The sequence below is a fragment of the Erythrobacter ramosus genome (assembly GCF_009828055.1).
Lineage (GTDB): Bacteria > Pseudomonadota > Alphaproteobacteria > Sphingomonadales > Sphingomonadaceae > Erythrobacter > Erythrobacter ramosus.
This window is the reverse complement of the sequence record NZ_WTYB01000003.1, coordinates 26967-39441: the sequence shown is the minus strand read 5'-3', so window position 1 is coordinate 39441 and position 12475 is coordinate 26967. Positions and strand designations below refer to the sequence as shown.

At 62.4% G+C, this 12475-nt stretch carries 15 protein-coding genes; 7 read left to right on the top strand and 8 right to left on the bottom strand.

The annotated features are described in order from the left end of the window. Window positions 1-17: 17 nt before the first annotated feature. On the bottom strand, window positions 18-368 hold the full coding sequence (locus GRI59_RS13085; RefSeq protein ID WP_160761692.1) for a hypothetical protein: 351 nt from the start codon (window positions 366-368) through the stop codon (window positions 18-20). Between the two features lie 359 nt (window positions 369-727). Between GRI59_RS13085 and GRI59_RS13080 the strand changes: the two genes are divergently transcribed. Further along, on the top strand, window positions 728-1090 hold the full coding sequence (locus GRI59_RS13080; protein ID WP_160761691.1) for a PRC-barrel domain-containing protein: 363 nt from the start codon (window positions 728-730) through the stop codon (window positions 1088-1090). Between the two features lie 35 nt (window positions 1091-1125). On the opposite strand, the gene GRI59_RS13075 is transcribed toward GRI59_RS13080, so the two are convergent. From GRI59_RS13075 to GRI59_RS13065, 3 genes are all read right to left on the bottom strand, one after another. Further along, on the bottom strand, window positions 1126-1428 hold the full coding sequence (locus GRI59_RS13075; RefSeq protein ID WP_160761690.1) for a SemiSWEET family sugar transporter: 303 nt from the start codon (window positions 1426-1428) through the stop codon (window positions 1126-1128). Window positions 1429-1566: 138 nt separating this feature from the next. Next, window positions 1567-2295: a Crp/Fnr family transcriptional regulator gene (locus GRI59_RS13070; protein ID WP_160761689.1), complete on the bottom strand. Its 729-nt coding sequence runs from the start codon at window positions 2293-2295 to the stop codon at window positions 1567-1569. A gap of 178 nt (window positions 2296-2473) precedes the next feature. Continuing rightward, window positions 2474-2719, bottom strand: a complete 246-nt coding sequence (locus GRI59_RS13065) for a hypothetical protein (protein WP_237440845.1) — start codon at window positions 2717-2719, stop codon at window positions 2474-2476. A 152-nt stretch (window positions 2720-2871) separates the two neighbouring features. On the opposite strand from GRI59_RS13065, the gene GRI59_RS13060 reads away from it, so the two are divergent. Further along, complete coding sequence (locus tag GRI59_RS13060) at window positions 2872-5010, top strand: PAS domain-containing protein (RefSeq protein ID WP_160761688.1); 2139 nt, start codon at window positions 2872-2874, stop codon at window positions 5008-5010. A 13-nt stretch (window positions 5011-5023) separates the two neighbouring features. Then, window positions 5024-5398, top strand: a complete 375-nt coding sequence (locus GRI59_RS13055) for a response regulator (RefSeq protein ID WP_160761687.1) — start codon at window positions 5024-5026, stop codon at window positions 5396-5398. A gap of 66 nt (window positions 5399-5464) precedes the next feature. On the opposite strand, the gene GRI59_RS13050 is transcribed toward GRI59_RS13055, so the two are convergent. Beyond that, complete coding sequence (locus tag GRI59_RS13050; RefSeq protein ID WP_160761686.1) at window positions 5465-6217, bottom strand: helix-turn-helix domain-containing protein; 753 nt, start codon at window positions 6215-6217, stop codon at window positions 5465-5467. Window positions 6218-6843: 626 nt separating this feature from the next. Here GRI59_RS13050 and GRI59_RS13045 point away from each other — a divergent pair. From GRI59_RS13045 to GRI59_RS13035, 3 genes are all read left to right on the top strand, one after another. Beyond that, complete coding sequence (locus GRI59_RS13045) at window positions 6844-8103, top strand: cation:proton antiporter (RefSeq protein WP_160761685.1); 1260 nt, start codon at window positions 6844-6846, stop codon at window positions 8101-8103. Then, the gene (gene otsB, locus GRI59_RS13040; protein WP_160761684.1) at window positions 8100-8813 is read left to right on the top strand and encodes a trehalose-phosphatase; all 714 of its coding nucleotides are present in this window, start codon (window positions 8100-8102) and stop codon (window positions 8811-8813) included. The genes GRI59_RS13045 and otsB overlap by 4 nt, the downstream gene beginning before the upstream one ends. A 156-nt stretch (window positions 8814-8969) precedes the next feature. Continuing rightward, window positions 8970-10388 carry an alpha,alpha-trehalose-phosphate synthase (UDP-forming) gene (locus GRI59_RS13035; protein ID WP_160761683.1) on the top strand — a complete coding sequence of 473 codons (1419 nt, stop codon included), beginning with the start codon at window positions 8970-8972 and terminating at the stop codon, window positions 10386-10388. Between the two features lie 69 nt (window positions 10389-10457). Here the strand turns inward: GRI59_RS13035 and GRI59_RS13030 are convergent, their stop codons facing one another. Further along, entirely contained in the window at window positions 10458-11063 is a 606-nt protein-coding gene (locus GRI59_RS13030) for a DUF4142 domain-containing protein (protein WP_160761682.1), read from the bottom strand. Between the two features lie 205 nt (window positions 11064-11268). Here GRI59_RS13030 and GRI59_RS13025 point away from each other — a divergent pair, with 205 nt between their 5' ends. Beyond that, window positions 11269-11805 carry a sigma-70 family RNA polymerase sigma factor gene (locus GRI59_RS13025; RefSeq protein WP_160761681.1) on the top strand — a complete coding sequence of 179 codons (537 nt, stop codon included), beginning with the start codon at window positions 11269-11271 and terminating at the stop codon, window positions 11803-11805. 90 nt (window positions 11806-11895) lie between these two features. Here GRI59_RS13025 and GRI59_RS13020 read toward each other — a convergent pair whose 3' ends face one another. Both GRI59_RS13020 and GRI59_RS13015 read right to left on the bottom strand, forming a co-directional pair. Beyond that, window positions 11896-12186, bottom strand: a complete 291-nt coding sequence (locus GRI59_RS13020; RefSeq protein WP_202391019.1) for a hypothetical protein — start codon at window positions 12184-12186, stop codon at window positions 11896-11898. A gap of 17 nt (window positions 12187-12203) precedes the next feature. Beyond that, window positions 12204-12473 carry a GlsB/YeaQ/YmgE family stress response membrane protein gene (locus tag GRI59_RS13015; RefSeq protein WP_160761680.1) on the bottom strand — a complete coding sequence of 90 codons (270 nt, stop codon included), beginning with the start codon at window positions 12471-12473 and terminating at the stop codon, window positions 12204-12206. Between the last annotated feature and the right edge of the window lie 2 nt (window positions 12474-12475).

Below are 12475 nucleotides of genomic sequence, written 5' to 3'. Positions count from 1 at the left end.
GCCGGCACCCGCGCGCGTCACCAGCCGAAGCGGATCGACGCACGCAAACTGTAGCCGATATTGCCGAACTGGTTTTCCAGCCCGACTTCACCGGCGATCTTGTAACTGCCGTCCCCGCCCAGCGCGCGGGCGCGGGCGAACCAGCCGCTATCGCGCCCTTCGGGGGTCAGCGTGAATTCGGCCCCTTCGCCGAACTGCGCGCGGGTTGCGCCAAGATCGCTCGTCAGTAATTCGCGCCAGCCGCCTTCGGCCTCGATGCGGAACCATCCGGTGTCGCGCGCCTGCATACCCCACATATCGACGCCGACGGTGACGCCGCCATTGATGCCGGCTTCCTTGCTCGACCGGCCCTCGACCGTCAGGTCCAACGCATCGCCGCCGCATACCCCGCGCCGCGCGCGCGCAGAAAGCGCAGCAAGCGCGTCCGGTTGGCGAGATAGGCCTGCTCGATCGGGGCGGTGGGGGCCATCGGGAGTCCGGACACGGTAAGGGCGAAGAGTGGTCGAAGCTTGTCCGCCCTACGCCTGAACCCAGGACGAACGCGGCTCTCTTAAGCGCAAATCTCCCGCCCGAACAGGCCGTGCAGAAGCACGGCTCTGCCGCAGCCGCCCTCCACCGCAGCTTTGGGGCGGTTCGCGGACGCGGGCGCAGGTGGCTGATTTATGTGAGTGCCGCTTGTCCGCCCCAGCCGCAGCATCGTGCCTGCCTACTAACGGAGGACATTCCCATGACAGATACCATCAACACCGGCGAAACCCGCGAACTGATCGCTTCGAACAAGGTCGAAGGCACTGCTGTCTATGATATGGGCGGCGAACGGCTCGGCACCGTGAACAACTTCATGGTCGACAAGCGTTCGGGCAAGGCTGAATATGCTGTGATGCAGTTCGGCGGGTTTCTCGGCATCGGCGCCGATTACTATCCGATTCCGTGGAAGATGCTGAACTACAGCACGGATCGTGGCGGCTATGTGGTCGATCTCGACAAGGATCGGCTTCAGGACGCACCGCGCTATGCCGATAATGACGAACCCGATTACAACGCCGGTTACGGCCAGCAGGTCTATTCCTACTATGGCGTGACCTACTAAGCTGATCCGATGGCCCCGCTACAATGGCGGGGCCATCACTCGACCGGATCGATTGCTTCGGCGACTTCTTCGGTCTTGCGTTGCGGCAGCGCGATCATGCCGAGAATAAACAGGGCAAAGCACAGGCAGATCGCGTTGGGGATGACCAGCGTCCATTCGCCCTTGAGCACCCCGAACGTCGTCCAAGCTGCGAACGCCAGGGTCGTCAGCGCAAACATCGCAAGCGACAGCCCCTTGGTGGATCGTTCGCGGATGATCTTCCAAGCCTGCGGCGTAAAGCTCGCCACCGAGGCACAGGCACCGATGGTGCCGACAATGCTCACCCAATCGATAGTCATGACGCCTCCACCTGTTCCAAGGCTGTCCGTTGCCAACGGTTGCCGCAGGACTGGAGCAGCCAGCGCAATCACCCATAACCTGGGTTCGAAATCTACCAGCGCGTGCGACCGATTGGCGCTTTAGAGCGGCGGCGTGGCCTATGTCCGGTTGAAATGCAGGTAGTTACTATTGAACATCGCCACCTTTTTCAGGTGTTTAAGGTCAACGATCTTCAGCTGCCGGTCGGACAGTTCGATCAAGCCCTCACGCCGCATTTCCTGCAATGTGCGATTGAGATGCACCGGGCTTAGCCCGTTGGCTTCGGCCAAGTGGTTCTGGGTGATCGGCAACTCAAACGTAAGCCCTGTCGCCAGCCCAACCGCCTGCAACCGATAGTAAAGCTCCACAAACAGATGCGCGAGTCGCTCCAGCGCGGAACGTTGTCCGATCGACAGCAGCCATTGGCGTTGGATACCGGACGCGACCATTTCGTGCCACAGCAGCGCGCGGATCAGGTTCGGGCGTTGGTCGATCACTTCCTGAAACTGCTCAGGCTCGATCTCGAAAAACCTCACGCCTGTCAGCGCGCCGATCGAATGATCGAGCTCGCTCAGGATATAGACATTGAGATCGCAGAAATCGCCTGGCAGGAAAAAGCCGACGATCTGCCGGCGGCCATCCGGCAAGTCCTTGTAACGGCACGCCCAGCCCGACACGAGCAGGCGGACGACCGAGGGGTTCTCCCCCTCACGGGCAATATCACTGCGCGCATTGAGTTTGCGGATCGGGCCTGTCTCCAGCGCCGAAAGCGCTACGCGGTCGGCGTGGTCAAGCGCCATGTAGCGGCTGAGCAACCGGAACAATGGTTCCGTCCCGGCATCGGTCATAGTGGCCATCATTATCGATCCCGGCATAAGTCAGGCTGGAACACCCAGCCTGCTTGGAAGCGAATACGCAAAAAGGGACACTAACCCAAATCATCATTCCGGCCATGATGTGTGCGACCGGATGACTTGCAAATCCGGCATAACGTCTGGCTCGCTCACTGGTACTGCGGCGTTGGTGTCAGTAATTGCCGGGCGGATCGCTTGCGGGAAAGCTCTGGTCGCTGGCTTCGTCCACGCCCGTCCACTTGCGGCCGGGGGAATCGCGCATCGCTGCGGGGCCGGAATCGCGGACATCATCATAGGACTGACGCGGCTGGCCACCAGCATAGGCGGCATTCCCGTGGCTGCTGTTGCGGCCACCCAGCTTGCGGGACAACGCATAGGCCGCGCCGCCGAGGGCGACCATCGTGAGGATCATTCGCATAATGTGCTCCTTTGCATGCGAACCATTCTCTGCCTCTGGGAGCGCGTGTCCCTATCGTGCGTTAGTAGCCTCACAGGTGCTTTTCCCCAGACCAACTTATGTTAATCCCGTGCCCTGCCCCATCGCTTATGCCCCCCTTGAGAGGCGACTTAATGCCGGATCTGCCACACGCAACTGCCGAAAGCCTGTTCAGCACCGTCTTCAAGGCGCTGCCCGACGCTGTGTGCGTCCTTGAACCGCTGGAGGTTGCGGAGGATCAGGATAGCGACTGGCGCTATCTTTCGACCAATCCGGCATTTTGTACGCTATTCAAGCTGGATGACCTCGCCGGACAAAGCCTGCGCGACCGGTTCCCCAAGCACGCGACCCAGTGGTCGGAACACTTCACCCGCGCTCTCACCAGCTGCACGTCTGAGACGCTGGTTGAAGAAGGGTCGGATCAGCCGCTGGTCTACGAAATCGCACTGACCCCGATGGATCATGGTCAGCGCGGGGCGATCATGGTGCGAATCCGCGACATCACCAGCGAACACGTCGCCCGCGCCGGACGCCGCGAAGCCGATGCCCGCTACAAGCTGCTGTTCGATGCGATCGACGAAGGCTTCTGCATCATCGAGGTGGTCTTCGATGATGACGGCAACGGGGTCGATTATCGCTTCCTCGAAGCCAATGACGCTTTTGTCGGTCACACCGGCCTGATCGACCCGATCGGCCGGACCATGCGCTCGATGCAGCCCGATATCGAGGATCACTGGCCGGCAACCTATGGCACCATCGCCTTGAGCGGGGTGGCCAAGCGGTTCGAGAGCGAATCCTCCGCCATGGGTCGCTGGTTCGATGTCTTCGCTTTCCCGATCGGCCAACAGGCACCCTATCAGGTGGGAATCCTGTTCGAGGATATCGGGCCGCGCAAGACCATGGAAATCGCGCTGCGTCACAGCGAAGGCCGATTGCAATCCCTCATCGAAGCGACGTCCGATCTGATTTTCCGCATGAACCCGCAAGGCACGGAGATGGAGCAGGTTGGCGGCAAAGACCTGCTCGGCAATCGCGGTGCGGCGGGCAACTGGATTGAAGACTTCGTGCCTGAAAGCGACCGGGCGATGGTGGAGGCCGCGCTCGCCGAAGCGATCCGTAACCGCCAGCCGCTCAAGATCGAACACCGGGTGCTGACCGCCGACGGAATCCTCAGCTGGCTTTCCTCGCGCGCTATCCCAGTTTTCGGCGATGATGGCGAGAACACCGAATGGTTCGGGATGGCAACCGACATCACCGCCCGCCGACAGGTCGAACAGCAGTTGTCCCACGGCGCAGAAATGCTGCGGGTGGCGAGCGAGATCGGCAAGGTCGGTCTGTGGGACTGGAATGTCGAAACCGGCGAATTGACCTGGTCGGACGAACATTTCCGCATGGAAGGGTACGAGCCGGGCGAGATCGTCCCGACCTATGATATTTGGTCCGAACGTGTCCACCCGGATGATCGCGGCGCCACCGAGGACAAGATCAGGGGAGCGATGGAAAGCGGCTGCGAATACGTCAACGAATACCGCGTGTGCCATCCTACCGGCGAAGTTCGCTGGCTGTCAGCGCGCGGCCGCTTTCTGTTTGACGACGACGGCCGGCCGGTGCGGATGCTCGGCGCGATGGTCGACACCACCCAGCGCCGTCGCGAGGAGGAATGGCAAAGGCTACTGGTGGCCGAATTGCAGCACCGCGTACGCAACCTGATCGGCATGGTCCGTTCGGTCGCCCGGCTGTCGGCGCCCAGCCATCGCAATGTCAGCGATTACGTCGATCACCTGATCGGCCGCCTGCAAGCGATGGGCCGGACCCAGAGCACCCTCACTCGCTCACCCGGCCGCAATGTCGACCTGGCCGAGCTGGTGCGCGAGGAATTGCTGGTCCATGCCGCCCAGCCGCATCAGTATCATCTGGACGGCCCCCCCATCGCTCTGTCGCCCCATGCCGCCGAGATTGTCACACTAGCGATCCATGAACTCGCGACCAACTCGATCAAATATGGCGCGCTGGGCGATACCGGGTATATTCGGATCGTGTGGACGACTCTCGAAAAGAACGGAAGGCCCTGGATGAACTTGCGCTGGCAGGAAACCTCGCCGCAGCGCAAGACGAAGTTCAACCGCAAAGGCTTCGGGCGGCGGCTGATCGAGGAGCGCGTGCCTTACGAATTGCAGGGCGAAGGTCGCTTCGATATTCACGACACCGGAGTGCTGGCGCAGCTGGAGTTTCCGCTGACGGATTCCGGCAGCATTCTCGAGACCCGTTCCTGATTGGGCCGCTGCCATGACTGACAGAGTGCTCTCCGGATGCCGCATCATCATCGTCGAGGATGATTACTACCAAGCACATGATTGCAAGCAGATGCTCCAGCAAGCCGGTGCCAAGGTCGTCGCGGTCACTGCGATCGTGCCCGATCTGCCTGATCTGCTTGCCGAGGGGCGGATTGATGCGGCGCTGATCGACATCAATCTGGGGCACAGCCACACGTTCGACTTCGCGCGCGAGTTGCAAGCGCGGTCTATCCCGTTTGCATTTCTGACTGGCTATGACGCGGGAATGCTGCCTGATGATCTTGCGACCAACGTGTGCATAAGCAAGCCCGCCGATCTTCACCGGGTAGTCAGCGTCATCGCCGGACTGGCGTCACGCGGGGGCTAGAACAATGTCCGGTGAGCGCAGCGATCCCACTGCGCTCACCCATTGCCCCCGTCACGCGGGGTCACCTCAGGCCGCGATAGCCTTCAGCCGTTCCTCATCGCGCGGTGTCTGCGTCCGCGGCGCGAGATAGGCGCTGTCGAATCCAGCGACCTGTTGCAGGCTTCGCAGGTCATGAATGATCAGCTGCTTTGATCGCAGAGTGATGAGTTGATCCTGACGCAACTGTTGCAGCTTGCGGTTGATGTGCACCGGGGTCAGGCCGAGCGCGTCGGCCAGATCGTCCTGCGTCAGCGGGAAGAACATCTGCTCATCCAGCTTGGGATCTACCAGCGAAAGCCGGTAATGCGCCTCACAGATCAGATGCGCCATCCGCTCAAGCGCATCGCGGCGACCGACATTGACCACCCATGATGCCATCACGGCATTTTCCATGCTGCCATAGCTGCGCATCGCTTCACCCACCGCCGGGAAACGGTCGATCACGCGGCGCATATCGGCGTGCAGAATATTGACGATCCGGCACGAGCTGAGGGTGATGACTTCTTCGATCGCGACGCCATCGGGCGACGAGTCGAAATAGAAAGCATCGCCCGGCAGCAGCAAGCGGGTGATCTGCCGCGCGCCATCGCGCAGAATCTGGTAGCGCGCGGCCCAGCCGCTCAGCACCACGGGGAAGGAGACCATCTCGTCACCATCGCGCGAGAGGTATTTTTTGGCTGCAACATCCTTGGGCTGCCGGCACAGTTCCTCGACGGCGGCCAACTCCTCATCAGAGAGTACGGCAGCGTGCGTCAGGCGTTGTAAAAAAGCATTGGACACTGGCGTCCTCCTCGGGAGTGTTGCGTCATATACAATTTCTCAGAATAGCCGGTTCTTCTCTCATTCAAAAGTTACGCCGAGGGTCGAATTGTGTTCGGCTCACCGGGTAAATGCTTCGTACTGGCTTAAACAACCACTTCGATCGGTAAACTGGGCGAAGCAACGGCACAAAAATAACAAATTCGAAATTTCATGGAACAATCCGGTTTGCGCCACAAGGTTCCTCCACGCCGGAGAGCCCGGCTGCCGATTGCCAAGCTTGGCGCGCTCAGGCGGGACATGACAGCGGAATTGGCATCTGAGCGCCATAAATCGCGCGAGTCCAATTTAGGTTAGAGCGTGCCGTGCATGGGCTGGGCAGAGAACGGGCACCAGAAGGTCCCGATCCTTCCGGTCATCGGATGACCCAGCCAGCGTTCGGCTTCCTTATGGCTCGGTCATTGCCCCAATATACTCCCCGCCCAGTGATGGGCGGGGTTTTTTGTGAGCGTCGCAGCGCTCCCTGAGTGGAGGCCTCGCGCGCCGGTATTGCCGGGTTCCTATCCCCGGTTAATGTTCGGCCCCGTTCGCCGCGCCATGCCTGCGGCTCCCGCCCCTCCCGCGGGACCAATGGCAGTCACCTACTCATGTCGTATCACGAATTCCTGCTGTTCGCGGGGCTCGCCATTCTGGCAGCGTTCTGGCTGCCGCGGTTTGTTTCGGGCCGCGAGCCTGCCGCATCGGCCTTGTTGATCCTTGCGGGCTTCGTTTGCGCGCTGGCGATCGACGAAGCGCCGCCGCTCTTCACGCCCATCAGCCATCCCCAGTGGTGGGAGACGATGAGCGAAATGGCGGTGATCGTTGCGCTGTTCGCCACCGGCATGCGGCTCGATGTGGTGCGCCCCTTTGCGCGCTGGCGGGTGACGTGGCGTCTGCTGGCGGTGGCGATGCCGCTGACCATTGGCGCGATGGTGCTGGCAGGCACGGCAGCCGGCCTGCCGCTGGCGAGCGCGCTGCTGCTGGGCGCTGTGCTTGCGCCCACCGACCCGGTGCTGGCAGGCGATTTGCAGGTCGGCCCGCCAACCGAAGGCGGTGAGCATCCGGTGCGCTTCGCTCTCACGACCGAGGCCGGGTTGAATGACGGGCTGGCCTTCCCCTTCGTCTACCTCGCTATTGCAGCGCTAGGCGGGATTTCCGGCACCGAAGCGTTCAACTGGCTCAGCTATGATGTAGCCTACCGGATCGCAGCGGGCGCGGTCAGCGGGGTCTTGACCGGATGGTTGCTCGGGCAGGTGGTGTTCCGCTGGCCGATGGGCAATATCCTCGCCGAGACCGGATCGGGCGTGCTCGCGCTGGCAGGTGTGCTGGTGTGTTACGGCGCGGCCGAGTTCGTCCATGGCTATGGCTTCATCGCCTGCTTCGTGGGCGGGATGGCATTCCGCCGGGTCGAGGCCAAGCACAGCTTTCACAGCAATCTCCACCTCTTCAACCTTGCCATCGAACACGCATTGACCGCGGTCCTGCTGCTGATGACCGGCGCGGCGCTCGGCACCTATGCGGCGTGGGTGGAGTGGAAGCATGTCGCCATCGCTGCGAGCCTGATCTTCCTTGTCCGCCCGCTGAGCGGGTGGGTGGCGCTGGCCGGGTCGGGCCTGCCGCCGCGTGAACGCTTTGTCACCGCAGCTTTCGGCGTGCGCGGGATCGGGAGCATTTATTACCTCGCCTTTGCCGCAAGCGCGGCGCCCTTGGCGGGACTGACCGACCTGTGGCTGGTGGTGCTGGTGGCGATTGCGCTGTCCGCACTGGTCCACGGCCTGAGCGCCGCCGCCGTGCTCGCGGGAATCCGCGCCGATACGGCATCGGAACCAAAGCGGAGACCTCGGCTCGAACAGGCAGCCGTGCAATGACCCTGCCGAAGCCCCTCGCTCTGCTGCTCGATTTCGATGGCACGCTCGTGCCGATTGTCGCCACACCCGACGCCATCGTAGTGAGTGACGATCTGCACGCCTTGATCGCCGAGGCGATGGAGCGGCTGGAAGGGCGCGTCGCGATCATTTCCGGCCGCTCGCTCGAACAGCTCGATGCACTGTGGGGCGAGAGCCTGAGGGGCGTCACGGTCGCCGCCAGCCACGGGCTCGAATTGCGCAGCGACGGCCTGCTGAGCGCGCCCGAGCACTCTGCGCTGTTCGCCCGGCTGGCGCGCGAGACCGAGAAGCGCTTCGGCGCGCAGCGGGGTGTGGTGATCGAACTCAAGAGCTTCGGCCTCGGCCTGCACTACCGACTGGCGCCGACGCTGCGTGAGGCTGTGCACGACTGGGCCAGGGAATGCGCGGAGGATCATCGCCTCGCGATCCAGCCCGGCGATATGGTGTTCGAATTGCTTTTGCCCGGTGCGAACAAGGGCGAGGCCGTGCGCCAGATCATGGACCGGCGGCGCTTTGCGGGTAGCTCACCCGTCTATATCGGTGACGACTTGACCGACATTCCCGCCATCATCGCCGCACGTAAGTTCGGCGGGCGCGGGATTGCGGTGGGTCAGAAGATCGCCGCCCACGCCGATGACGTGCTTTCTGGCCCTGCCGAGGTGATCAGCCACATCCGCAAATTGCTGGCGTAACAGGGCTTCGGCCAAATTTACCACATAGGCCATTTTTTGTTCGGCTGGTTCGGGCAAGGGTCGCAAGGTCGCTGGATCTCGCGGACAAGCTCCGCCCTGGCTTTACCCCTGCATGGCCGCGCCCCGCGCTGCCCTGTCCCCAACGGAGGGTCGCCGATGCCTCGCCTGATTGCCATTTCCAACCGCGTGCAAACCGAAACCGAAGGCGAGACCGCCAATCGCGGTGGACTGGCCGTTGCGTTGGCGGCAGGTCTGCGCGCCAGCAACGGTATCTGGTTCGGCTGGTCGGGTGAGCAGACCGAGGAGTTCACCGGCCAGATCACGTTTCGCCGCGCCAATGGCGTCGCCACGGCCACCATCGATCTCGAAGCGCAGGACATCGAGGAATACTACAACGGCTTTGCCAACCGCACCTTGTGGCCGTTGTTTCACTACCGGCTCGACCTGACCGAAATCGCGCGCGATTTTGCCGGGGGCTATGCGCGGGTGAATCATCGCTTTGCCGAAACTGTCGGCCCGCTGATCGAGCCGGACGATCTGGTCTGGGTGCATGACTATCACCTCCTGCCGCTCGGCCAGCAGCTGCGCGAGCGCGGTTTTCGCAACCGGATCGGCTTCTTCCTCCATATCCCCTGGCCGCCGCCAAGCCTGCTGATATCGCTACCTGACCACCGCGAACTGGTCGAAAGCCTGCTCGATTACGATGTGGTCGGTTTCCAGTCGGAGGAGTGGCGGCAGGCGTTCATGGACTATGTCACCGCCCATCTCGATGCCGATATCGACGGTGAGATCGTCAGCTTCGGCAACCGGCGCACGCGAATGCTGGTCTGCCCGATCGGGCTCGACACCGCCGATTTTTGCAGCGCAGCCCATTCGATGGCGGCCAAGCAGTCGCAAACCCAGCTGATGGTCAGCGCGGTCGGGCGCGACATGATTGTGGGCGTCGACCGGCTCGATTATTCCAAGGGCTTGCAGGAGCGCTTCATCGCCTACCAGCAGTTCCTCACCAACCACCCCGAACTGTGCGAGAAGGTGTCGCTGCTTCAGATCGCACCGCCATCACGCGGGGACGTGCCGAGCTACCAGCAGATCCGAGCTGAGCTCAACGCGCTGTCGGGCAGCATCAATGGCGAATTCGCGACGATAGACTGGGTGCCGATCCGCTACGTCAATCACGGATACTCGCGTGAGAAGCTGTTCGGCATCTACCGCGCCGCGCGGGTTGGGCTCGTCACGCCCTTGCGGGATGGGATGAATCTGGTCGCCAAGGAATATGTCGCAGCCCAGGACCCCGCCGATCCCGGCGTGCTGGTGCTGTCACGCTTTGCCGGAGCCGCCGCGCAACTGGAAGGCGCGGTGATCGTCAACCCGCACAGCAGCGAGGACATGGCTGATGGCATCGCCCGCGCGCTCGCCATGCCGCTCGCCGAACGGCAGGAGCGGCACAAGGCGATGTTCGACTGCATCGTCAAACAGGACGTTCACTGGTGGTCGAAAACCTTCATGGAAGCGCTGGAAAAGGCGGGGCCAAAGCCCGCCGCGCGCCTACTTCCCAAAGCCGTCAACGCCGACTGAGCACCCGCACACAAAACCCCGTGCGGCGCGCGGCCACACGGGGTTTGCGTTGTCGGAACGACGGTCTCGTTAAGGCGTGGGTGTGGCTTCGCCGCTCGCCATCGCTGTGCCCGGCTGCGGCGTGTTCTTCTCCAGCCAGTCATGGTGCTTCTGCACGGTCGGAATCGCGCCTTGGGCGAACTGGCGCAGCTCCGCTAACTCGCCTTTGCCGCCATAGGCCTTGAGCAAAGTCAGCGCCTCGCGGTGCGCAGTCATTTGCTGGCTCAGGTATTCGCGGTCGAAGGCGGCGCCCTGAAGGCTCTGGAGGATGTCGACCTTGGCCTGATGCTCGGCGTCGAGATTGGTCGGCAGAGCGAGCGTCTGGCCCGAACTTCCCACCGCATCCTCAAGCGTCTCCAGCGCCTTCGAGTGATCGGTGACCATCATCTGCGCAAAATCCCGCACTGAGCTGGCTTCCGCCTTGTCGAGCGCGATGTTGCCCGCAGCGATTTCATAAAGGTTCGACCTGATGATGCCCTGCACGAAGGCCAGCGATGAGGGTGGTCCTTCGGTCAAGGCATCAGACGCGTCGTTGACGGCAGGGCCGACACCGCTTGCAGCCATGTTCTCATCAGTGCCGGGGCTGTCACAGGCCGTTGCCAGCAGGCTGGCGGCGATCAGCAGTGGGATACGCATGGTCCATCCTTTCAAATCGGCCGCGCACGCGGCGGGAGGCTGCCATTGATAGGACGCGAGCGAGCTGGACGAACTCACATAGGCCAATGACCCGTTTTAATGCCTTGCGGGCCCTGGCGGGGCGCAAATCCTTGCCGAGTATAGGGAACCCGGACGGAAGGTGGCCCAAGAGAGGTGAAGGGGAGAAACGTGACGGAAAGGTGCCATGCACAAGCCAGCCCCGACCAGTTCCTGTGAAAACCCTGCCTCCGGCTTCACCGAAGAAATGACCGCATCGCTCCCCGCGCTGCGCCGCTTTGCGCAATCGCTGTGCCGCCAGCGCGATATGGTTGACGATCTTGTGCAGGAGACGATGGTCCGCGCGTGGTCATCGCGTCATACCTTCCAGCCGGGCAGCAAGTTCCGTCCGTGGGTGTTCACAATCCTGCGTAACCAGTTCTACAGCACGGCGCGCAAGCGCAGCCGGTTGACCCCGTGGGACCCTGAGGCGGCGGAGCGCATCCTGATCCAGCAGCCCAATCAGGAAGAAGGACTCCATCTTGAAGATATCGAGGTGGCTCTGGGACAATTGCCCAACACGCAGCGTGAGATGCTGATGCTAATCGCGGGAGCGGGAATGAGCTACGAAGAAGCGGCGCTTGCGACAGATTGCAAGATCGGCACCGTCAAGAGCCGGATCAATCGGGGCCGCGCGGCGATCCGGGCGATTATCGACGGCGCGGACGCCTTGCCCGAGGCCTGATCATGGGCGGGCCCGTCCACTGGACAGGCCCGCACACAGACGGCGCCGCGGATGTGCCTCACAATCGGCACCATCTGAAGCCGAAAGACTTTACTGGGGCAGGTTGTCGGCCTTTTCCTCAAGCGCGTCAGCCTTCGCTTCGGTGTTGTCGCGCACGGCATCCGCCTTGTTCTCAAGGTTCTGTTCGGCGTTCGAATCCACCCCGTCGACCGTCTGATCGAGCGTGTCGGCGCGGTCTTCCATCTGATCGGCGGTCTGTTCGCCCGCTTCGCGGACGTCTTCGGCCTGGGCTTCGAGCTGTTCTTCCTGCTTGCTCTCCGCACAGGCGGCAAGCGCGAGGGCCGATGCGCCGAGCGCAGCGATCGTAATGGTCTTCTTCATGTAACGTGCTCCTTTGTTCAACGCACGGAACCGCGGCGAACGAGATTAACGATGGCGAGCAGAATCAGCGCACCAAGGAACGACACCAGCAATGCGCTGATATCAAACGCGCCCGATGTGATCGGCGCAACGCCGAGCAAGGGCGAGATCAGGAACCCGGCAACCAACGCGCCGACAATGCCGACCACGATGTTGAGGAGAATGCCCTGCTGGGCGTTGGTCCGCATCACGATGCTGGCGAGCCAGCCGAGAATGCCGCCGACGATGATGACAATTATTAGGTTCATTC